Source organism: Acinetobacter sp. ANC 4558 (assembly GCF_002135375.1).
Lineage (GTDB): Bacteria > Pseudomonadota > Gammaproteobacteria > Pseudomonadales > Moraxellaceae > Acinetobacter.
This window is the reverse complement of record NZ_NEGH01000001.1, coordinates 277,229-300,265: the sequence shown is the minus strand read 5'-3', so window position 1 is coordinate 300,265 and position 23,037 is coordinate 277,229. Positions and strand designations below refer to the sequence as shown.

Here is a 23,037-nt window from a genome sequence, read left to right as displayed (position 1 = left end):
GGGGGGAGACTAAAACCGACTATTGGGTTGAGTTAAGAATTCAAGTTCTTCAGCAGTAGAAATACGACCTAAAACTTCATTTCGATGCGGATAATGACCAAAATGATCGATAATGACTTTATGCTTTCTTTCATATTCTAAGGCATTTTGATTACCTAATGCTGTGAATAATTTTAAAGCATTTTCATGAATAAGTTTAGATTCACTATGCATAAAAGGCATATATAAAAATGCACACTGCTCGGGTGAGAGTTGCTGATCTATTTTTAATGCAACGGCTTCTTGAGCTAAACATAAGGCAAGAGAATCTTGCGCAAATGCCTGTGGTGAATCACGATATAAGTTTCTAGAAAATTGATCTAAAATAATGATTTCAGCAAGACGCCCTTGTGCTGTGTTGCGCCATTCCCATAGCTCACATTGACTCGCTTGATGATGAGTTTTATGAAAATTATCGTGAATACTTTGATCAAAAATATTATTTTGCGTGAAATGAAAAGGTACTGTATCTGGATGAAACCAAAATGCTAGAATATGCTCATAATCCATAATATTTACAACCTATTACTTGTATATTGCCAATGAAATCACAAATTCATTCTGTCTTATAGAGTAAGTTTGTGATAAAAACTTCAAAAAACAATTGAATTAATTTGCCTAAATGACTTTCTAGTTGTAATTTGTCACCTAAATATCATGGTCAATTTAAATCAATAGATGGTTTTAATGGTTCCTTTTAAAAAGCGAGATTGTAATGAGTCAACCCCAAACTAATATTGCAAATATTTTACCAAGCTGGGTGGACTCTTCTCACTTCATCGGTATGTTACGTGGCATTGAACGTGAAAGTTTAAGGATGCAAAGTAATGGTTTTTTATCACAAGCGGATCATCCTAAAACCTTAGGTTCAGCCTTAACACATCCTCATATTACAACAGATTATTCTGAAGCATTGATGGAGTTTATTACTCCACCGCAAGAAACAATTGAGCAAGTTTTACATTATTTAACAGATATACATGCGGTTGCACATCGTCATTTAGAAAACGGTGAAAAATTATGGCCACTGTCCATGCCGTGTATGTTAGATGATGCAGAGGAAAATATTCGCTTAGCTCAATACGGCACATCAAATATTGGTCGTTTTAAAACTTTATATCGTCATGGTTTAGGCATTCGTTATGGTCGTCGAATGCAAACGATTTCTGGTGTACATTATAATTTATCATTTCCAGATCAATTATTTGAAAAGCTTCAAGAACATGAAGTTGATGAACAATTAAAAGCATTATCTCTACAAGATTATCGTAGTCATCGTTATTTTGGTTTAATTCGTAATTTTATTCGTTTAACACCACTGGTCATATATTTAGTGGGTGCAAGTCCGTCAGTGTGTAAGTGTTTTATGACTGGACGTGAACATCATTTATTACCGTTAGTAAGTGGAACCTTATTCCTTCCTTATGCAACTGCACTTAGAATGGGAAATTTTGGTTATCAAAACTCAGCACAAAAAGAGTTAGGTATTCACTACAATCATTTATCCGGTTATTTAGAAGGTTTACAAAAAGCAGTTAAAACACCTTATAAACGATTCAGTCGTTTAGGACTGGAAAATGCGCAGGGTGAGCCGACTCAAATCAATGATCATGTACTTCAAATTGAAAATGAATATTATAGTTTAGTTCGACCGAAGCAAGTGCCTAAAGATGGAGAAACACCTTCGCAAGCACTACAAAATCGTGGTGTAGGGTATGTAGAATTACGCGCTGTAGATGTGAACCCATATAGTCCTATTGGGATTGATGATGTTACAGCAGGCTTTTTAGAGGTATTGGCATTATATTGTTTACTCAAAGATAGCCCAGAACTACTCGATGATGAACAAAACCAAATTGAACAAAACCAAACAGAAATTGTGAACCGCGGTCGTGCTCCGAATGCTAAAATTTTAGAGAATAATCACGAATATGCTGTAAAAGAATGGCTTCAGATACATCTTGAACAGATGCAACCTCTAGCTGAATTATTAGATGGAACATATCAAACAGAACTATATGTTCAGGCATTGCAAACGATGCTTACACGAGCGCATGATGTAGATGAAACTTTATCTATTAGTGTGATTGAAGAAACTTTAGAACATGGTGGAACATGGGGTTTAGGAAGCCATCTAGCTGCTCAGCATGCTGCAGTTTATGATGCGCATATTTTAAGCCCTGAAACTTTGGCGTATTTTGATGAAGTTGCAGAAATTTCTATTCAAAATCAAAAACAACTTGAAAAAGATACCAGTAAGACATTTCAAGAATACCTTACTGATTATAGATAAAAATTAAGAGGTTATCGATGCAGTGGAGTTATCGCTTCGTTAGCGGTTTGTTATTCTTGGCGAGTGTCATAGGTATGGCATTTGCCTTGTATTTAGAACATGTGCAAGGCTTAGAACCATGTCCTTTATGTATATTTCAGCGTATTGGGTTAATTGCATTAGGCTTTTTCTCTCTAATTGCATTCATTCATAATCCTATTTCGAATGTATTTAAGCGTAGTTATACATTTTTAGGTACAGTTGGAATTTTATGGTCTGCTGGCGTAGCGGCTCGCCATGTCTGGTTACAGAATTTACCACCCGATCAAGTTCCGAGTTGCGGACCAGGCTTAGATTACTGGTTAGATACCTTGCCTTTAAAGTCTGTTTTTCAGCAAGTTCTACAAGGTTCTGGAGAGTGTGCCGCAGTTGACTGGACATTCTTAGGGCAATCATTGCCTGTTTGGTCTTTGGTATTTTTTAGCTTGCTTGCTATTGTAAGTATATGGCAACTCTTTAGACGATATTCTCATTAATCATTGAAAGCCAACATGTGTTGGCTTTTTTTAAATGTGCTTTTGATCAAGTAAAATCTTTTCTTTCGCTGTGTCTATATCAATAATATATTCTAGAATAGATTCACTTTCTCTTTCAGTTTTAGCAGGGTAAAACCAGCGTGCAATTTGTTCAGCCACTTGCGGGTGATACTGAATTTCTAAATGATTTAAACCATAAAAAATAGCTTTATGTGACATTGGAACTTTTAAATAAAATTTAGGATCTGGATGTTCACCGAATGCACTTTTGATACTTACTAAATAATCGCCAATGACTTTTCGTGTTGGATTATTTTTATGTTTATGCTCAATTGTACCTGCAATAAAGAAGGTATTCACATGGCTTGGTAAAGGAGCGGGTTTACGATTATCTTCTAAAGAACCTATACGCGCTTGATTGTGTTCCCAGTCATCATCACGCACACTGCCGTAGCGTAAATCTAAAATTCCATTACTACGGACATTCACTACTTGCCCAATAATTTTAATAATAGGGAGTCGTCCTAATTTATCTTGTAAATTAAAGCTGAAGCGCTCTAGCATGGCGCCATGATGTGGAGATCCAATACAGACTAAGTTTTCTACGTGATGAATCCATTGATGAATACCCTGTTTTCCATAAAATAAAGCACTGCGAGCAACTAAGCCTCCCATGCTGTGCCCGATTAAGCTAACTTCCGTAATTTTAGGATTTTTTAAAACCAAATTTTCTAATATGTTCGCTAAGCTATGTCCATTTGCAGAAATTCGTCGTCCTGTATTGTAATTAAGATATAACATGGTGTTATGATCACGCTGAGCTAAAAGTTTTTCTCCAATATCGCCATATTGTTGATGCGACCAGTCTAGGTGAGTCATACATAAACCGTGAATAAAGATCACAATATGTCCCGTAAGCTCCCCATGTTGTAGGCAACCATAATGGTCATATAGTGTCATAGGTAAACCAATGGGATTATGTTTTTCAAGTAAGTAATCACCTAAAATTCCATTTAAAGCACCGAGAAATAGATGTTGTTTTGGGGTTAATGGCTTGTTATGTAGTTTAGGAAACTTTGCAATAATATGGCGTAGCCCTGGTGCAATAAAATAATGTCCATAATTTTGCAAAGAATCGAAGGAAATTCTATAAAATTTTTGAATATACGTTTTTTTTTGTAATTGTTGCATTTTATATAAACTGAGTCCAAGAACATTGACGGCTATTTCACCTTGAACGGTTTGAATAATATCTCTCACAGCATCATTAAGAGGCGTGCTGACTAATTGTGAAATACCTTCAAGCACATCAGCTTGGCTGGGTGGTGTATGATCCCATTTACAATATGTTTCATGGAGAGGTGTTAAACTTGGCATTGTGATTTTGCATCCTATATTTGAAGATACACTTTATTTTGTTTGATGATTAAAATATTAAAATTGATATTATCTTTTACGCATTTTCACTATATTAAAGAATATAATTCTATTTATATAAACTTTAATTTTTAGATGTGCAAATAAAAGAGGATTTTTATTATGAAATTACGGCTTGTAATTTAAAATTTTCTGTAGTCAAAATATGAATATTATCTATTTGCATGGTTTTTTGAGCAATCCAAATTCAATGAAGGGGTTGTTACTTAGGTCTTACATTGAAAAAAATACACAGCATCAGTTATATTTACCTGATTTAAATATGCCACCAATTTTAACCTTAAAAAAAATATCACAGCAAATAGAACAGTTAGAATGTGTTGTTCTCATTGGAAGTAGTTTAGGTGGATTTTATGCAACACAATTGGCAAGTGATTATAATATTCCAGCTGTGCTAATTAATCCTGCAATACAACCTTGGAAATTATTTAGAAAATTATATGGAAAAACACAAATACCGTTTAAAGTAACAGAACATTGGACTTTAGATGAAGCTCAATTAAACGATTTAGAGAAACTTGCTGTACCATTTGTGCAAGATGCAAGCAAACTATTGGTATTATTACAACAAGAAGACGAAATTTTGGATTATCGTGAAGCACAGCGGTATTATAGTCTAACAACACATCAGTCTATGCTAATTACTGAAATGGGTGGAAATCATGCAATGGATAATTTTGAAGAAAAAATTCCCATGATTATTCAGTTTTTGTCAGACAATATAAAATAAGGAAACCGAAACACGTGTCTCAATATACGGCTCAATCACTTGAAGTTCTATCTGGTTTAGATCCAGTACGTCGCCGCCCAGGCATGTATACAGACACCTCAAGGCCAAATCATTTGGCTCAAGAAGTGATTGATAATGCTGTGGATGAGGCATTAGCTGGTTATGCAAATAAAATTATAGTGAAGGTATATAAGGATGGATCTTTATCTGTTGAAGATAATGGTCGTGGTATGCCTGTTGATATTCACCCTGAATATGGTCAGAGTGGTATAGAAATTATTTTAACTAAACTTCATGCAGGTGGTAAATTTAGTACCGATAATTATCAGTTCTCTGGTGGTTTGCATGGTGTAGGAATTTCAGTCGTTAATGCTTTATCTACAAGAGTAGAGGTTCAAGTTCAACGCCAAGGAAACCTGTACAAAATGGTTTTTGAGCACGGTGAAGCCATTTCTGGTCTGGAAGTATTAGAAGGTAAAGCACCAAAACGAGCAACTGGAACCACTGTTCAATTCTGGCCAGAAATTAAATATTTTGATTCTCCAAAGTTTGCATTAAAAGTACTTAAACATAATTTAAAAGCAAAAGCAGTTTTGGCAGCCGGCTTAGAAATTACGTATATTGATCAAATTAACAATGAAAAAATTGTATGGCAATTTGAAAATGGGCTTGTCGATTACTTAATGGATGAGTTGGAAGGTCGTGAAATTGTACCTTCACCAGCTTTTGTAGCTAATGGTGAAGTTGAGAGGGCAAGTGCGGCCTTTGCGATCTGTTGGAATGCAGAAAGTGGTGAGCAAATTCAAGAAAGTTATGTGAATTTAATTCCAACGGCACAAGGTGGAACACATGTAAATGGCTTACGTTCTGGTGTGACCGATGCGATTCGTGAATTTTGTGAATTACGTAACTTATTACCTCGTAATTTAAAACTCACCGCAGATGATGTCTGGGATGGTATTAATTTTATTTTATCTTTGAAGTTTCAAGAACCACAGTTTTCAGGACAAACTAAAGAACGTTTGTCTAGTCGAGAAGCTTCAGCAGTCGTGATGAATATTGCGAAAGATGCTTTTGCACTTTGGTTAAATCAAAATTCAGATATTGCGATGCAATTGGCTGAAATGGTCATTTCTAAAGCAGGTCGACGATTAAAAGCTGCTAAAAAAGTTGAGCGTAAAAAAATTGTCTCGGGTCCTGCATTACCTGGGAAATTGGCAGATTGTGTTGGGCATACCTTAGAAGAATCTGAGTTATTTATTGTCGAAGGGGATTCAGCAGGCGGTTCAGCAAAACAAGCGCGAGATAAAAATTTCCAAGCGATTATGCCGATTCGTGGAAAAATTCTAAATACGTGGGAAGTTTCTTCAGATGAGGTTTTGGCTTCACAAGAAGTCCATGATATTGCTATTGCAATAGGCGTAGACCCAGGTTCAGATGATTTATCTGAATTACGTTATGGAAAAGTGTGTATTTTGGCAGATGCAGATTCTGATGGTTTACATATTGCAACCTTACTCTGCGCATTATTTGTGAAACATTTTCCAAATTTAGTAGAAGAGGGGCATTTATTTGTTGCTATGCCACCCTTGTATCGAATTGATGATGCTAAAGATGTACATTATGCTTTAGACGATGATGAACTAACATCTATCTTGAAAAAGTGTAAAACCAAGAGTCCTCAGATTACTCGATTCAAAGGTTTGGGTGAAATGAATGCAAGTCAGTTACGTGAAACAACAATGGATCCAGACACCAGACGCTTGGTACAACTGGATCTAGACGATAGTCATTTTACAACAGGTTTGTTAGATAAATTACTTGCAAAAAAACGTTCTTCTGATCGGAAGTTTTGGTTAGAGCAAAAAGGTAATTTAGCAGATATTACGCTATAACCACACTAAATCATCAAATAGAGCCCATCATGTATGGGCTTTTAAAAGTCTGAAGTAATATTTACCATTTCTATTTTTGAATGAAATTATAATGGCTTAAGTATCATGTTCAAAATATAAAAGTCTCTTTAAGAGACTTCCTGCGAACTTAAAATATTCATATTTTCAGGCCAAATAAAATAACCACCAAATTGACTAGATTTGAATTCTCCGCCATAAGATTTACCTAAATTTGTTAAATGATATTTATTGTTCTCATTAAGCGTAATTAAGCCTTTTACAGCAAAGGTTTCGAGTAAATTAGATGTTTTAACTTTATGTTTAGCAGCAAGTTTAGAGGTTGTTAGCTTTGATGCACTTGGAGGATCCTGAGTTTTTTTGACCTCCGATAAGGTTATTTCTGATTTTAAATTGTTTAATGTCATATTAACTGTATTGCTACGACATATAATTTTTTGAACTTCATCATAAGCTTCTTTATAAGCATGATGATCTTCATATTTATGAATTAATATTCCCATTTCATTATTATTCATTTGATTAAACTCAGATAAGTTTAAGCTTGAAATAATGCATTCATTTTCATTCATGTAGCATTTTGCATTCAGATTTTTATAATAACTTAAATGGACATAATCTAATTGAAGTATCCATTCCACTTCATCTGGGTGTAAGTCACTTTTACTATAAATAATATGAACATTAACTTTTGAATGATTTTTATTGATCAGTAGTTTTTTAATTAAAGTAGTTAACTGTAGATAAGGACTCATGAGAATGAGCTGTGTTTTAGCATTTTTAATTAAGTCTTCAAGACAAAAATGAGTTTCTTTGGAACTTAAAAATTGAGACATTTATTTCCCCTAAAATATTTTAATAACTTTAAAAATAATTTTTTAACATATCGCTATCTACGCGCAATCAAACAAAAATATAGATAGCACAATAAAATACCATGTTATTGAATTATTTAAAAAAATGTAATAAATATTAGATGAAAGTAGTAACTTTTAAATATGTAATGATTAAGATAATTTAGTATGTATAACTAGTGTTTAAGGGTATCCATCAAAAAAAATTAGTTTCAAAGTATATTATTTTAAGCACAAAATAAATTTATTATCATCTTTATATCAGAGATCATTTCAGGCTGAGAGAGATGTTAATATGGTCATAAAACGTATTAAAAATAGGAGCTGTGTTATTAAAATTCTCACTTACTTTATATTCATAGCATTTAAAAACTACATAACGAGAATATAAATGATCGTATTAAAATCAAAGAAGAGGTTTCTTACCTCTCCTTAAAGTTATGCGTTTATCATTAACTGCATGAGTACTAAATCACGCCATAATCCTTTCTTTTTGCCAACTTGAGGCATATATCCTGTTTGCTTAAAACCGAATTTTTCATGAAGATAAATTGAAACTACATTTTCATGATCTATACCTGCAATCATGACATGAATATTATTTTGCTGTGCGTGTTCAATTAAACTTTGGAGTAGTAATTTTCCCAATCCTCGACCACTGTATTCAGGTGAAACATAAATTGAATGTTCTACGGTGTGGCGATATCCAGTAAAAGAACGAAAAAAAGAATAATCTGCATAGCCTGCAATTTTTTGATTTTCTGTATCTTCGACGACCAAAAATGGAAAATTTTGATTTTTTAATTCAATCAGCAGGTTCTCAAAATGTTTTAAATCGAATGGTTGTTCATTCCATGTTGAAAAACCATTGAGTACTTCTGGGTTATAAATGGCTTGAATCGCAGTTAAGTCCCGATTTTCAGCAGATCGTATAAGGAATGACATAGAAAAGTCCAATAAATAGCTTGATGATGAGCTTGGCAGGCTTAAAAGCAAGGATTTGACCTTGCTTTTTGAAAGGTTAGGACTAGAAATGATATTTAATTAATGCACTCACATCATTTTGATTTAGACCAGGAATACCATATTTATTATGCCATCTTGAATACTCAACACCTAAGTATAAGCGAGTGTCTGGCGCAATATGTTGACCTAAATTCCATTTCCATTGACCTGTCCAATTCAGTTCGCTACGTGAGTCTGAAGTAGATGTTGACCAATCTAAGAAACCATCAATAAGGAATTCTTCATTACTTATTTTAAATGGAATGCCGTAAACGAATGTGAGTTGGTAATCATCTTTAATTAAATCATTTTTAGCTTTATAAAAATTGAATTGCGCATATTGGAAATATGGGATTTCCACATCAAAACCAATACCATAAAGGTAATTATTAAAGTTATTACCACCTTCCCATGTTCCTGCGATCAGTACATCTTTAATAGGACCAAGTTCCAATTTTTTACCTGTGATAGCACCAAGACTTAAACGTGGTGATGCTTCAAAGTAAGTATCTTTACTAAAATCATTTTCAGTACGATCGACGAAACCAAAAAAATCACCATACTTTAATTTAGCTGTATATTCAGCTGTAATGGTGGTTTGGTTGTTGTCATGACGCATGTTGTCTGGAAGGGCATAATTTTTGCCATATAATGCAGCTAAGTTAAAATCTTGCCAAATTGGCGCCGCATGGGAGAGTGTTGCAAGAGAAGAAAGTGCTAGGGTGGTAGCAAATTGATAAAATTTCATAAAAGATGGATTTCCCCAAAAAAAGCGTGTAAATCATACAGGTTATTAAGCAAAAATAAAGCCAAATTATGATTAAAATGCTGAAAAAGGATTCAACTTTATGATGTTATAAATTGCTTTTTAAATAAATTTAACTTGATGATTTAATATAGATATTTATTATTATTTAACTTTTAATCATGCAACATATTAAGAAAATATAATTTCAAATGAAATATAAACTTTATTTTGAAGAAGAAAAATAACCTTTTTTATAAAAAATATACGGCATACTATTAATAATGTGTTTCATTGACATTGGTCTTTAATGGATCGATCGGTATTTGATCAAATGCGTAATATGTTGTCATTATTATTTATCCTTTTGATATTTTTTTCAAATTTCACTTGCATATTTTTAATATAGGCCCGATATTCAAGATATAAGAACACAAATCTGCAGACTTAAAAGGTGTTCATCGTTCAATATGAAGGAGAGGTTCCAACATAAATTGAAGATGTTCTAATATGGTGCATTGTATTAGTAAAAATGTGTAAAGTTACTTTAACTTTACATAAAAAGATTTAGACAAAAAGCAAGAAAGAGGATGGTATTATATGAACATTGAAATCCGTACAGATAAAAACATTCAAAATAGTGATCGTTTGATTACATATGTGCGTGAGGAACTTAATCAAGAATTTCAACGTTATAGTGAAAAAATTACCAGTTTCTCTGTTCATTTCAGTGATGAAAATGGTGCAAAAGGCGGAGATGATGATATTCAATGTATGATTGAAGCTCGTCCTGCTGGATTAAAGCCTGTAGTTGTTCATCACCGTGGACATAATATTGATACGGCTATTCATGGTGCAATTGATCGCTTAAAACGCAGTCTTGAGCATGTAATCGAAAAAAGTGAAAATCCGCGTGGTGTGCAACCTGAGTTTGTCGATGCTGATGAATAACTTCATGTAATATCAAATAAGATTTAAAAAGCCCAAAATCACTTGGGCTTTTTTATATTTAATTTATGCTTTTACATATTTTTTGCAACAAAACGTCGTTTATTCTGCATAATAGTGATGAATTATTGATATGAGTTATTTCCATGTTGACAGACCTTCAACAAGCACTTGTGCAAGCAATAGAAGAATTAAATGTGGTGCAAGTACAAGAACTTTTAGCAAATGGTCTTGACCCTAATTTTATAGTTCTTGAAAAAGGACCAGCTATTTCTGTATGGTCAGATGGATTATTTAAATGGTGGGAAGAGATTTGCGAAGCATATGAGTCCGGAGAAGCATTGACTCAAAGTGAAAAGCAAGAAAATCTTCGCGCCCATCTTGAAATTTTAGATGCTTTAATTCATGCCAAAGCGAATTTGCATTTATGGGATGTAGAAGAAATATATGGACCTTTATGGGATGCTGCCAGTTCTGCTTGTGTTCCAGTTGTTAAACGTCTTTTAGATGAAAAAGTAGACCCGAATACAGTAGATGAAGAAGGCTTAACGATTTTATCTTCGATTAGCGATCTATTTTTTGATTGTGATTTTGATGAAATTGATTGGTCAGATGCATTGGCTGAAGAGAAAGAAACTTTGGAACTTCTGCGTAGTCATGGCGCAAAAATGACGAAAGAATTAAATATTTAATTGAGAAAAAATATGTCGGTATTAAAAAAAATTGGATTCATGGTTGTTGCAGGTTTAAGTTCACAGGTTTTTGCTGCAGATTTTTCTTTTGATCGACCAGGAAAAAGCATAAGCACAGGAATTACGCCAGTCGGAAGTTTAGCTTGGGAACAAGCGCTTCCTTCAGTCAGCTATACCAAAACGACGCAAGGGAGTGAATCTACAGAAACAACCACAGTCAAAGCAGACATGATGCTTAGAACGGGGTTAATGAAAAATTTAGAACTTCGTTTAGGTTGGCAAGGGCCAGGTTGGTCGCGTAGTACAACAGCAGGGCGTACGGATAAAGAACATGGCTTAGGAGATATCAGCGTTGGTTTAAAACAAGCGATAGATCTAAATGATGAAAAATTATCGATGGCTGTTTTAGCAGAAGCTCAAATTGCAACGGGTAATCAATATTTTACTAACCATGATGATATTTATACTTTAGGTAGCTCAGTATCATATAAATATACTCCTGACTTAAATACTGCAATTACAATGCTTTATCAGCATGAAGGGAATAAACTATCAGTGACTGCAATACCTAATATTGGTTATAGATTAACGGATAAATGGTCTGGTTTCTCTGAGTTAGTTTATCGTAAAGCAGAAGGTACAGGTGTTGAATATTCACTTGGCTCTGGTGTGATTTATGCTCCAAATTCACGAATGCAAGTAGATGCAAATATTGCAATTGATTTAAATGGTTCGGCAGATAGATACCATGCAGGATTCGGGGTGTCATACTTGTTCTAAAATGAACTGAAGGAATGCTGAAAAGCAGTGTCGATGTTCATCAGTTTAAGATGGAAATGATGTTGGCATTTATATATTTTAATCGTCAACATCATTGATCTGGTGTGATTTTAAGATTATTTTGATGAAGCACATTTCGAATTGGCTAAAAAACTTATAGATTTAACTGAATATATCTAGGTGAAATAGTTGATTAAAATTTTGAAATGTATGGGAAATAATAAAAATGAAACTTTTTATTGCCAATAAAAACTATTCCAGTTGGTCAATGCGTTCTTGGATTATATTAAAAGCTTTTGATATTCCATTTGAAGAAGTAATAGTGGCGTATCCTTCTGAGTAACGAAAAACAGGTAGATTATTTCAACATATCAACCCGACAGGAAAAGTTCTTGCATTACTTGATCAAGACCTTTTAATTTGGGATACATATGCGATTGCTGAATATTTAGCTGTGGTATTTCCTGAGAAAAAATTATGGCCTTTGGATAAAATGCTACGTGCACGTGCTCGATGTATTTCTGCAGAAATGCATAGCGGTTTTTCTCATTTACGTGAATTATGTACAATGAATATTCGTGAAAATTTTAAAAATATGGGTGAAAAGCTGTGGAGTAACAACCATGCATTAAGAGAAGATCTCGCTAGAATTGAAAAAATCTGGTGAGAAAGACCAAATTATGATGGTTTTTTATGTGGTGATTTTTCTATAGCAGATTCATTTTATGCACCAGTGATCACCAGAATTCAAACTTATTGTTTACCCGTTAGTGAAGATGCACAACGTTATATCAATACAATGTTAACTCACCCCACAATCAACGCATGGATACAGGATGCGTTGAATGAAACAGAAAAAGTGAATTATTACGAGATTTACAATGAAAATGAATAAGTGATTATGAATATTAAAAAATAATTAGAAAAGCGGTAATATTTTGAAATTTGAATGATATTTGAGTCGTAAATTTAATTTTTAGTGTTATTAGATCAAAAATCATTTATATTTTGAGTTTCAGATTTACAAGATTACACTAATCGGTCACATTCAAAAATTGCAAAATTATAGTGTTTTTTGAATACTTAATCCGTCTATCTTAGACACATTAGACTCAGGGAAATAAGCTATGAAAAAAATTACAATCGCATTAGGATTATTCGGCTTTATGGCATTCGCGAATGCAGCAGATCCATTAAATGGTACTGTATGGAAAACGATTGATGATAAAACAAAAGAGCCAAAAGCACTTGTTAAATTTACTGAACAAAAAAATGGAACATTATCTGCAACTATTCAATCAATTTTAACCAAAGGTGAAGAGAATTCTTGTTCGAAATGTGAGGGGCCATATAAAGATAAGTCTCTTAAAGGTTTAACAATTGTGCATGATTTAAAAAATGTTGGTGGAACCAATTATGACAATGGCACAATTATGGATCCACAATCTGGTAAAACGTATAAGTTAAAAGGCAATATTGCAGATGGTGGGCAAAAACTAGAGTTACGTGGTTATATCGGAATCTCAGTTTTAGGGCGCAATCAAACGTGGATTCGTGCAAATTAAGAACAATCAATTTTTAGAATAATAAGTCTGATGAAAATCAGACTTTTTTAAAAATAATCTTCTATTTATTTTGAACGATGTAAATCTGACAGATATTTGAAATCAAAAATTCGAAAAATTTGTATGCATTTTCAATATAATTTTTCTTTATAAATTTGTCCTAAAATTAAAAGTAGATGCTATTTCTATAAATAACATCTACATGATGACTTTCGCTAGAATGTAAAAAAATTGCTCAAGCACACGACTTATTTTAGTAGACGAATCTCATCTTCATTAAAACCAACAATGAGTTGGGAATCATTTTGAATAACAGGACGTTTAATTAGGCTAGTATGTGTTATGAGTGCATTGATTAAATTTTCTTCACTTGCTAAAGCATGCTGCTGTTCGGCCTCACTTAGCTTTCTCCAAGTCGTTCCTTTTTTATTTAAGATGATACTTTCACCTTTTAGCTCTAACCATTTCTTTAATGTATCAGCATCAATCCCTTGTTTTTTATAATCATGAAATTCATAATTTAACCCAAGTTCAGAAAGAAGATCGAATGCTTTTTTCATTGAGTTACAGTTTTTAATACCATAAATTTTAAGCATAAAATGTCCTGAGAGATAGTGTGAAATTAAAGTTAGACTAGCGGAAAGTTATTGTAGATACTATCTTTAATCGGTAGAATTTTTAAATTATTGTTTTTAATATGAATTGATAAGTTGATGTGGAACTTTTAATAAAAAAGAAATGACAAAAAGAGAAAACCCGCATTAATCATCCTGATCTGCGGGTCTCAGTACAACGTCCATTGTCACATCCATGAGAACAATATTGCTATTGTTCATTCCATCCTACGGCGTCCTATCCCTTTGCTGTCATCCTGACATCGTCCCTTTGCCGTGGGAGATATAATGCATGTATTTTTGAGAAAGATAAATCTCTAATAACTACAGCTTTTGTAGGAAATTCAATATTATTGAGTAAACAATCGTTCACTAAATCCGACTAAATTAGTCAATTATTAAACCTTATAATCAATGATTACAGGTGCATGATCACTAAACCATTCATCTTTATAGACCCATGCATTGAGCGTGCGTTCTTTCCAGTCAGGTGAGCAGGCCTGATAATCAATACGCCATCCGACATTTTTCGCACGGGCTTGTCCTCGATTAGACCACCATGAATATAGTTCAGCTTCTTTGCGAACCTCACGAAATGTATCGACATATCCAAGATCATCATAAATATGGTCTAACCATGCACGTTCATGAGGTAAGCAGCCAGAGGCTTTTTGATTTCCAGACCAATTTTTAATATCAATTCGTTTATGCACGATATTGTAGTCGCCACAAACAATGACAGACTTATTTTGACTGCGCCATTCTTTAAGAATGCTTTTATATTCATCTAAGAATAGATCTTTACGTGTTTGTGCATCATCTCCAGAAGACCCAGAAGGAAGATAAAGAGAGCAAATAAAGACAGATTGTTCTAGACCTAAATCAAATTCAGCTGAAATAAAGCGACCTTGAGAATCGGCTAGTTCAAAACCTAAGCCATTGGTTACAGAGACAAAGGGCAGACGACTATATATTGCAGTTCCAGCATAACCCGGACGCTCAGCTGGAAAAAGGTGAGTAAACCATCCTTCTGGTTTAAATTTATCAGTCCATTGTGCATGTGTAATACGACTTTCCTGCATGCAGATAACATCTGCTTCAGACTTTTCTAGCCAATCCAGTAAGCCTTTTGTTACAGATGCACGTAAGCCATTTACATTAATTGAAACGACACGAAGAATTTTTTGATCACTTGAATAGCTACTCTTTGGTATCATGTGCAGTCATAACCTCAATTTATGAATTTTGGAGCACCTCATGACGTCGCCAGCTCAGTTTAACCCTCAAACATTTATCGAACTTGCCTTATCTAAAGGTGTACTTAAATTTGGTGAGTTTACTTTAAAATCGGGTCGAGTGAGTCCTTATTTTTTTAACGCTGGCTTATTGAATGATGGTGAAGCTTTATCTTTGCTGGCTTCTGGATATGCAGATACACTGATTAAATGTGATCATGTGGAAGTTGTTTTTGGCCCAGCATATAAAGGAATTCCATTTGTTGCAGCAACAGCAGTCGCATTATCTCAAAATCATGGCGTCAGTGTGCCATGGGGCTTTAATCGTAAAGAAGCAAAAGATCATGGTGAAGGTGGTGTATTGGTTGGCGCTTCAGTTGCAGGCAAAAAGGTTTGGATTATTGATGATGTAATTACTGCAGGCACCGCAATTCGTGAAGTAGTGGGTATTTTGAAAAAAGCGGGTGCAGAGATTGCGGGTGTTCTTGTCGCGCTAGATCGTCAAGAAAAAGGACAAGGTGGTCTATCTGCCATTCAAGAGGTTCAAAAAGAATTGGATATACCAGTACATGCTTTAGTTACGATGAAAGATTTAATGAACTTTTTAGAATATCGAGGTGAATCAGACGCTTTAGCGAAAATGGAAGCATATCGTATTCAATATGGTATCTAAGAGGATATTAATGAGAATTAAAAAGGAAGTGAAGACTTCCTTTTTTTAGAATATAAAAATAAATTATATTTTTCATACTCTTTTTCGGAAAAATATGTATTGCAAACAAATTTATACAATTTTATTTCTTAGGAAAATGTCATTCATTTTCTTGGTTTGTTTTAGAAGAATTACGAATGATATTAAGGGTCTATGTTCTGAATTAATTTGCAATTTGTTTGTTTAATGTGACATTTAATACATTATTTTAATGCAAAAAGTAAGGAGTGGGCTGTTTAAAAAATATATTTTGCTAGACTGTTATATTAATAATCAAGAGTTTTTAAAAATGATGATGAAAAAAACGCTTTTTTTTGCAACGATACTGATCGTAAATGGCATAACAATTTCATGTTATTCTGAAGCGAATTCTGCTGCCCAAATATCAACTCAATCGAATAAAAATATGACAAATCCTTTCAATTTAATTGTTACAAATAATATTCCAGAAGTTTCATCTTATATTCAGCAATCAGGTGATTTGAATATACGTAATTCACGTGGTGAAACATTATTAATGAATGCGATTTATCAAAATAAAGATGAAATTGCTAAACTTTTAATACATGCTGGTGCAGACGTGAATGCACAAGATCAAATGAAGAACTCCCCATTTTTATATGCAGGAGCAGAAGGGAAGATTGAGCTTGTTAAATTAATGCTGAATCACCAACCCGATTTTAAAATATATAACCGTTATGGTGGAACAGCACTTATTCCAGCAGCCGAGAAAGGTCATGTTGAAACAGTACGTTTATTAGCAAATACTAAAAACTATCCGATTAATTATGTTAATAGTCTAGGATGGACAGCTTTAATGGAAGCAGTTGTATTGGGTGATGGTGGTCATGATCAAGCCGAAATTATAAAGATATTATTAGATGCTGGTGCGGATAAAACAATTCCAGATAAAAACAATGTAAGTGCATTAACACATGCACAGCGACGAGGTTTTCATCAGATAGTGGAATTATTAAAGTAATGACACAAACGATTCATTTGATCAGTTATGAATTAACTTTCTTAGATTATGATTCAAGTGAATTATTTGATTTAGAAAATTTAATAAAAACTACAGATGGGGTCTATTAATGTCTAGTAACACTTATCTACTCAAGAATATTCTGTTAGAAATAGGTTTTTTACATAACGATGCAGGGCATATCATTGGAACTAAAACACAGCGAGCAGCATTACATATAGATCAAGGAAGAATCAAAGATATTTTTTGGGATGCGATTCCAGATGAGCTTATCGACCTTAAAATTGTTGATGGTTCTGGTGCTTTGGCATTACCAGGGATTAAAGATGCTCATATTCATTTAGATAAAACATATTATGGTGGCCCTTGGACAGCAGCGGAAGAAAATAAAACGGTGCTTGATATGATTGCACTAGAGAAAGCACTGTTACGACAACAAGCCCCTTTTGTAGTACAACGTGCAAAAGCAATTTTAGATTTAATTCGTTCCAAAGGTACAACTCGATTTTTCAATCACTGTAATGTGGATCGGACGATTGGTATACATCATTTTGAAACCATTCAAAAATTATTAACAGAGGAATTTTCTAAGCATTTTTCATTTCAGACTGCTGCATTTCCACAACATGGTTTATTCAGAGATGATGCAGTTCCTTTGATGAAAGATGTTTTACAAATGGGCTGTGATGTTGTGGGGGGATTAGACCCGAATGCAGTGGATGGAAATTTAGAAAAATCATTAGAAATGACGTTCCAGCTCGCATTAGATTATCATAAAGGGATCGATCTTCATTTACATGAACGGCATGATGCAGGTAAAAAAACCTTAAATTATTTATTTAAGCTGTTAGAGCAAAATCCATCGTTACAGCAGAATGTAACCATCAGTCATGCTTTTGTTTTACACGATATTCATCAAGATGGGCAACTACTAGATTTTGCAAGCCAGATGCAAAGCTTGGGCGTAAAGTTGGTGAGCAGTGTTCCTATTCAATTTAGAATGCCGTTAGCAGAATTGCATGAGCATGGTGTTGTTGTTGAATTAGGCACCGATAGTATTACTGATCATTGGACGCCATTCGGGCAGGGTGACATTATAGAGAGAGCAAATGTGATTGCGCAGTTGTATGGTTGGGCAAGTGAATATCATTTATCTCGGGCGTTGTATTTTGCCACAGGTATGACCCCATTAAATAATGAAGGTCTATTACAGTGGCCAATGAAAGAAGATTGTGCAGATATCACTTTATTTGATGCGTCTTGTTCAGCAGAAGTGATTGCACGCATTTCGCCACGAACAATGACCATGAGTCGAGGAAATATTTCGTGGCAGCGCCATGAAAATAATTAATTTTCATGGCACGATATAGAAGAAATCAATTTTGATATTTAAAACCCTTAATGACTTTATGATTAAGGGTTTTATTTAGCATTAACGATTTAAGTTTCTTTTCGCTTCTTTTAACTCAGCCTGCGCTTCAGCAAGCTTTTTTTGTGATTTAGTAATTTTTTTGAGATCATTTTTTGCTTGTGCCTGATTGAGTTCCTGTTGTCTTTTTTCAACTTTTCGCTCTTTCTCCGCTATTTTTTTTAACTGCTGATTATTTAAATTCTTATCATTACAATATGTTGTGGTTTTTTCTAGAGCTCTCTCTAAACCTTGTATTTGATATGTATTTCCAGCTTGTTTTGCATATTGTAGCTGTCTTTCAATATTGTGTTTTTTCGCTGCACAGCCTTGAAGTTGCTCAGCTTTAATCGCTGTAAAAGGAATTAAACAAGTTGCAAACATAATGATTGATTTATTGAGTTTCATGAATAGCACTCCTCATTAAAAATTTGCCATAGACCGTTTGCTCTATGGTTCAGTTATTTATTAAAATTGACTACAATATTTATTAAGGTATAGATTTATAATACTACATATTTCATCTAAAAATATGAATGTAATATGAATATAGGCGCCAGTATTTAAATCAGATTTTATTGATTAGGATTTATTTTCTTTTTATAAAAATGCGTCATAATCTCAGCTATACTGCTATGAGGTTACTTAAAAAAGAGCAAAGCATATGCGTGTACTTGTTGTGATGGATCCTATTGAAAATGTAAGTTTAAAGAAGGATTCGACGATGGCAATGTTGTGGGCAGCATCGCGTCGTGGTCATGAATTAGGTTATGTATTACAGCAAGATTTATATATAGATCAAGGTAAAGCTTTTGGTTTGATTTCTCCTTTAAAAGTTTTTGAAGATCATCATCATTATTATGAGCTTGGCGAAAAACAAAAAGAATCACTTGCTGCTTACGATGTTGTATTAATGCGTAAAGATCCACCATTTGATATGAACTTTGTATATAGCACTTATATTTTAGAACAAGCTGAACGTGAAGGTGTTTGGATTATTAACAAACCACAAAGCCTACGTGATTGTAATGAAAAATTATTTGCTACACAGTTTCCTGAATTACAAGTACCAACGCTGGTTACGTCTCAACAAAGTTTAATTCGTGAATTCATTATCAAACATCAAGATGTCATTGTAAAACCCCTTGATGGAATGGGTGGAACAGGGATTTTTCGCTTGACTGCAGATGGTGTCAATATTGGTTCAACCTTAGAGATGTTAACTGAAATGGGTCAACAACCGATTATGGCTCAACGTTATATTCCAGATATCGTAGATGGTGATAAGCGAATTCTTATGATTAATGGAGAGCCAGTACCTTATTGCCTTGCACGAATTCCACAGCATGGTGAGACACGGGGTAATTTAGCCGCTGGTGGTCGGGGTGAAGCTCGTCCTTTAACGGAGAATGACAAAGCAATTGCTGCAAAAGTTGGTCCTTTTTTACGTGAAAAAGGATTAATATTTGTTGGGTTAGATGTGATTGGAAACTATGTGACAGAAATTAATGTGACGAGTCCAACCTGTATTCGTGAAATTGATGCACAATTTGGAACATCCATTGCAGATGATTTATTTGATGTGTTAGAACAACCCCGTCAATAAAATTTTACTTTAAAATGAGCACAGTCGGCATTGTGCTCATTATTATAAAAGATCAAATCATTTTTAAAGCGGTATGTGTCGCTTATGATTGATATCAAATGATATTATTTTTGACTTTACTAGAGGATTATTTAAGTAAAGTTTTATCTGTTACAGAAAAGATTTATTCTGTATTAATCATATTAATTTTTGTGTAGGATTTTGAAATTCAAATTGGTTTTTAGAATTTAATGATAAAACTAGTTTAAACTCCCATTACTGTTGGAAAAAACAATAAAATGCTAGGTGAAAAGCGGTAAATAAACTTTCATGCCTATGCGTTTGTGATTACAATTGCAAGCTTATAACGAATTTTCATTAGCCTTATTTAAATTGAAGAAATAGATCGTGACCAAAGCTCAGAAAAAACAGCCCAAACATGTCATGATGATGGCCGCAGGTACAGGTGGACATGTCTTTCCTGCTTTAGCTGTTGCAAAAGAATTGCAACAACAAGGTACGGAAGTGTCTTGGTTGGCTACGCCAGCTGGGATGGAAAACAGATTATTAAAAAATCATAATATTCCAATTTATCAAATTGATATTCAAGGTGTGCGTGGTAATGGTTTGATTCGTAAACTTGCAGCACCATTTAAAATTCTAAAAGCAACATTAAGTGCTATGCGCTACATGAAAAAATTAAACGTAGACGCTGTTGCGGGTTTTGGTGGCTATGTTGCAGGACCTGGTGGTTTGGCTGCTCGAATTTTAGGTATTCCAGTAATTATTCATGAGCAAAATGCGGTTGCAGGATTTACCAATACCCAGTTGTCGCGTATTGCGAAGACCGTATGTCAAGCTTTCCCAAACACCTTTCCACAAAGTCAGAAAGTCATCACAACAGGTAATCCTGTTCGAAAAGAAATTACCGCAATTTTAAGTCCTTCATGGCGTTATCAGGAACGTGAAAAAGCAGATGAACCATTACGTATTTTAATTGTTGGCGGTTCTTTAGGAGCACAGGTACTCAATGAGCGAGTACCAGAAGCGTTGAAGTTGTTAAATGTTCCGATGCAAGTCTATCATCAGTGTGGGCAAAATCATGCAGAAGAAACATTAATACGTTATCAAAATAAGCCTGCATCGCTTCATGTTGAGGTTCAGCCTTTTATTGAAGATATGGCTGATGCATATGCCAATGCCGACTTAATTATTTGTCGAGCTGGTGCATTGACCGTGACTGAAATTGCAACAGCTGGGGTTGCAGCTATTTTTGTTCCATTGCCAACAGCAGTAGATGACCATCAAACGGCAAATGCTAAATTTTTAGCAAATATTCATGCAGCAAAAATTTGCCCGCAGGCAACAATGACATCAGAGAGCTTAAAAGAAGTTTTAGTCCCCTTGATGAGTCGTAAAACATTGTCTGATATGGCCGTAAAAGCACGCCAGAAAGCACAGCCAGATGCAACTCAACAAGTCGTTCGTTTAATTCAAGAACTTTAATTCGAGAAAAATATGTCTCTTTTAACACCAGCAGATCAAGCAAAAAAGTTAATTAAAGTGCCAGAAATGCGCCGTGTGAAACACATCCATTTTGTGGGCATTGGTGGCGCTGGTATGTGTGGTATTGCTGAAGTTTTAAAAAACCAAGGCTATCATGTTTCTGGGTCAGATATTAAAGCCTCGAAAACAACAGCGCAGCTTGAAGAAAATGGAATTAAAGTTTATATCGGTCATGCTGAAGATAATATTAAAAATGCGAATGTATTGGTAGTTTCCACGGCAATTGATCCTGAAAACCCAGAAATTAAAGCAGCGATAGAAAGTCGAACTCCCATTGTACGTCGTGCAGAAATGTTGGGTGAACTTATGCGATATCGTCATGGTATTGCCGTTGCTGGAACACACGGTAAAACGACAACAACAAGTTTAGTGACATGTATGTTGGCAGAAGAAAACCTTGATCCAACTTATGTGATCGGGGGGTTATTAAATCGAACAGGTGTAAATGCTGCGCTGGGTGCGAGTCGCTATATTGTGGCTGAAGCGGATGAATCTGATGCATCATTTTTACATTTACAGCCGATGGCAGCCATTGTCACAAATATTGATGCAGATCACATGGATACCTATGGGGGGAGTTTTGATGTATTAAAAGATACATTTGTACAGTTTTTACAAAAACTTCCATTTTATGGTTTAGCTGTTGTTTGTGGTGATGATGAAGATGTTCGTGAAATTATGCCACGTATTGGTCGTCCTGTTTTAACCTATGGTTTTAATGAAGACAATGACGTTCGAGCAGTTGATGTTGAACATGATGGTATGCAATCGCATTTCACCGTATTGCGTAAAGGAAAAGAACCACTACGTGTCACCATTAATATGCCAGGTGCGCATAATATATTAAATGCATTGGCAGCCATTGGTATTGCAACAGATGAGGGTGTTTCAGATGGCGCAATTTGTCGTGCATTAGAAAGCTTTAGTGGTGTAGGACGTCGTTTCCAAGTTCAAGGTGAATTTAATATTGAAGAAGGTCACGTGAAATTGGTCGATGATTATGGACATCATCCGAAAGAAGTGGAAGCCACAATTAAAGCGGCACGCGAAAGCCATCCAGATCATCGTTTAGTGATGATGTTCCAACCACACCGTTATAGTCGTACCCGTGATTGCTTTGATGATTTTGTTGAGGTTTTATCACAAGTTGATCAGTTGTTGTTGTTAGACGTATATTCTGCAGGGGAAAAACCAATCGTTGGTGCTGATAGTCGTGCTTTGGCACGTAGTATTCGATTACGCGGTCAAGTAGAACCAATTTTAATTGATCCAGTCGATGGAAATCTTCAAAGTGTCATGCAAAATGTCTTACAACCTGGAGACTTGTTATTAACACAAGGTGCAGGTAATGTGGGTGCAATTTCAATTGAACTTGCACAGCACAATTTATATATAAAATGATCACTTTTGTGATTTAGC

General features: G+C 34.5%; 22 protein-coding genes and 1 pseudogene. 15 read left to right on the top strand and 8 right to left on the bottom strand.

The genetic code is table 11. From position 1 onward, the window contains the following. Positions 1–9 precede the first annotated feature (9 nt). Positions 10–549: a DUF924 family protein gene (locus B9T31_RS01445; RefSeq protein WP_086180182.1), complete on the bottom strand. Its 540-nt coding sequence runs from the start codon at positions 547–549 to the stop codon at positions 10–12. Positions 550–754: 205 nt separating this feature from the next. Here B9T31_RS01445 and gshA point away from each other — a divergent pair, with 205 nt between their 5' ends. Beyond that, on the top strand, positions 755–2,332 hold the full coding sequence (gene gshA, locus B9T31_RS01440; protein ID WP_086180181.1) for a glutamate--cysteine ligase: 1,578 nt from the start codon (positions 755–757) through the stop codon (positions 2,330–2,332). A 17-nt stretch (positions 2,333–2,349) separates the two neighbouring features. After that, entirely contained in the window at positions 2,350–2,847 is a 498-nt protein-coding gene (locus B9T31_RS01435; protein WP_086180180.1) for a disulfide bond formation protein B, read from the top strand. A 30-nt stretch (positions 2,848–2,877) separates the two neighbouring features. Here the strand turns inward: B9T31_RS01435 and B9T31_RS01430 are convergent, their stop codons facing one another. Beyond that, entirely contained in the window at positions 2,878–4,224 is a 1,347-nt protein-coding gene (locus B9T31_RS01430) for an alpha/beta fold hydrolase (RefSeq protein ID WP_086180179.1), read from the bottom strand. Positions 4,225–4,429: 205 nt separating this feature from the next. On the opposite strand from B9T31_RS01430, the gene B9T31_RS01425 reads away from it, so the two are divergent. Both B9T31_RS01425 and parE read left to right on the top strand, forming a co-directional pair. Continuing rightward, positions 4,430–5,014 (top strand): YqiA/YcfP family alpha/beta fold hydrolase, encoded by a 585-nt coding sequence (locus B9T31_RS01425; RefSeq protein ID WP_086180178.1) that lies wholly within the window; start codon positions 4,430–4,432, stop codon positions 5,012–5,014. Between the two features lie 14 nt (positions 5,015–5,028). After that, positions 5,029–6,909, top strand: coding sequence for a DNA topoisomerase IV subunit B (gene parE, locus B9T31_RS01420; RefSeq protein ID WP_086180177.1), 1,881 nt, complete (start codon positions 5,029–5,031; stop codon positions 6,907–6,909). Between the two features lie 128 nt (positions 6,910–7,037). On the opposite strand, the gene B9T31_RS01415 is transcribed toward parE, so the two are convergent. The 3 genes from B9T31_RS01415 to B9T31_RS01405 all read right to left on the bottom strand — a co-directional run bounded on the left by B9T31_RS01415 (position 7,038) and on the right by B9T31_RS01405 (position 9,534). Next, positions 7,038–7,763, bottom strand: a complete 726-nt coding sequence (locus B9T31_RS01415; RefSeq protein WP_086180176.1) for a phospholipase D family protein — start codon at positions 7,761–7,763, stop codon at positions 7,038–7,040. 456 nt (positions 7,764–8,219) lie between these two features. After that, a complete protein-coding gene (locus B9T31_RS01410; RefSeq protein WP_086180175.1) occupies positions 8,220–8,726 on the bottom strand; it encodes a GNAT family N-acetyltransferase in 507 nt (168 codons plus the stop codon). Between the two features lie 82 nt (positions 8,727–8,808). Continuing rightward, positions 8,809–9,534, bottom strand: coding sequence for an outer membrane protein OmpK (locus tag B9T31_RS01405; protein ID WP_086180174.1), 726 nt, complete (start codon positions 9,532–9,534; stop codon positions 8,809–8,811). Between the two features lie 597 nt (positions 9,535–10,131). On the opposite strand from B9T31_RS01405, the gene B9T31_RS01400 reads away from it, so the two are divergent. The 5 genes and pseudogenes from B9T31_RS01400 (at position 10,132) to B9T31_RS01380 (ending at position 13,516) form a co-directional block, all read left to right on the top strand. Then, positions 10,132–10,482, top strand: coding sequence for an HPF/RaiA family ribosome-associated protein (locus tag B9T31_RS01400; protein WP_086180173.1), 351 nt, complete (start codon positions 10,132–10,134; stop codon positions 10,480–10,482). Positions 10,483–10,625: 143 nt separating this feature from the next. Further along, positions 10,626–11,171, top strand: a complete 546-nt coding sequence (locus B9T31_RS01395; RefSeq protein WP_086180172.1) for an ankyrin repeat domain-containing protein — start codon at positions 10,626–10,628, stop codon at positions 11,169–11,171. A gap of 12 nt (positions 11,172–11,183) precedes the next feature. Next, positions 11,184–11,951, top strand: coding sequence for a transporter (locus B9T31_RS01390; RefSeq protein WP_086180171.1), 768 nt, complete (start codon positions 11,184–11,186; stop codon positions 11,949–11,951). A 226-nt stretch (positions 11,952–12,177) separates the two neighbouring features. Further along, positions 12,178–12,846, top strand: a pseudogene (locus B9T31_RS18205) (glutathione S-transferase family protein). Positions 12,847–13,078: 232 nt separating this feature from the next. Further along, positions 13,079–13,516, top strand: coding sequence for a DUF2147 domain-containing protein (locus B9T31_RS01380; protein ID WP_086180170.1), 438 nt, complete (start codon positions 13,079–13,081; stop codon positions 13,514–13,516). A gap of 248 nt (positions 13,517–13,764) precedes the next feature. Here B9T31_RS01380 and B9T31_RS01375 read toward each other — a convergent pair whose 3' ends face one another. Both B9T31_RS01375 and B9T31_RS01370 read right to left on the bottom strand, forming a co-directional pair. After that, positions 13,765–14,112, bottom strand: coding sequence for a Spx/MgsR family RNA polymerase-binding regulatory protein (locus B9T31_RS01375; protein ID WP_086180169.1), 348 nt, complete (start codon positions 14,110–14,112; stop codon positions 13,765–13,767). 416 nt (positions 14,113–14,528) lie between these two features. Beyond that, positions 14,529–15,347, bottom strand: coding sequence for an exodeoxyribonuclease III (locus B9T31_RS01370; RefSeq protein WP_086180168.1), 819 nt, complete (start codon positions 15,345–15,347; stop codon positions 14,529–14,531). Positions 15,348–15,387: 40 nt separating this feature from the next. On the opposite strand from B9T31_RS01370, the gene pyrE reads away from it, so the two are divergent. The 3 genes from pyrE to B9T31_RS01355 all read left to right on the top strand — a co-directional run bounded on the left by pyrE (position 15,388) and on the right by B9T31_RS01355 (position 18,410). Further along, on the top strand, positions 15,388–16,038 hold the full coding sequence (pyrE, locus tag B9T31_RS01365) for an orotate phosphoribosyltransferase (protein ID WP_086180167.1): 651 nt from the start codon (positions 15,388–15,390) through the stop codon (positions 16,036–16,038). Between the two features lie 328 nt (positions 16,039–16,366). Then, positions 16,367–17,059: an ankyrin repeat domain-containing protein gene (locus B9T31_RS01360; RefSeq protein WP_213033211.1), complete on the top strand. Its 693-nt coding sequence runs from the start codon at positions 16,367–16,369 to the stop codon at positions 17,057–17,059. Positions 17,060–17,168: 109 nt separating this feature from the next. Then, the gene (locus B9T31_RS01355) at positions 17,169–18,410 is read left to right on the top strand and encodes an amidohydrolase (protein WP_086180166.1); all 1,242 of its coding nucleotides are present in this window, start codon (positions 17,169–17,171) and stop codon (positions 18,408–18,410) included. Positions 18,411–18,491: 81 nt separating this feature from the next. Here the strand turns inward: B9T31_RS01355 and B9T31_RS01350 are convergent, their stop codons facing one another. Further along, entirely contained in the window at positions 18,492–18,875 is a 384-nt protein-coding gene (locus tag B9T31_RS01350) for a DUF1090 domain-containing protein (protein ID WP_139840890.1), read from the bottom strand. Between the two features lie 256 nt (positions 18,876–19,131). On the opposite strand from B9T31_RS01350, the gene gshB reads away from it, so the two are divergent. The 3 genes from gshB to murC all read left to right on the top strand — a co-directional run bounded on the left by gshB (position 19,132) and on the right by murC (position 23,019). Further along, positions 19,132–20,073 carry a glutathione synthase gene (gene gshB / locus B9T31_RS01345; protein ID WP_086180165.1) on the top strand — a complete coding sequence of 314 codons (942 nt, stop codon included), beginning with the start codon at positions 19,132–19,134 and terminating at the stop codon, positions 20,071–20,073. A gap of 387 nt (positions 20,074–20,460) precedes the next feature. Continuing rightward, entirely contained in the window at positions 20,461–21,558 is a 1,098-nt protein-coding gene (gene murG, locus B9T31_RS01340) for an undecaprenyldiphospho-muramoylpentapeptide beta-N-acetylglucosaminyltransferase (protein WP_086180164.1), read from the top strand. 12 nt (positions 21,559–21,570) lie between these two features. Then, positions 21,571–23,019 carry a UDP-N-acetylmuramate--L-alanine ligase gene (gene murC, locus B9T31_RS01335; RefSeq protein ID WP_086180163.1) on the top strand — a complete coding sequence of 483 codons (1,449 nt, stop codon included), beginning with the start codon at positions 21,571–21,573 and terminating at the stop codon, positions 23,017–23,019. Positions 23,020–23,037: the final 18 nt, after the last annotated feature.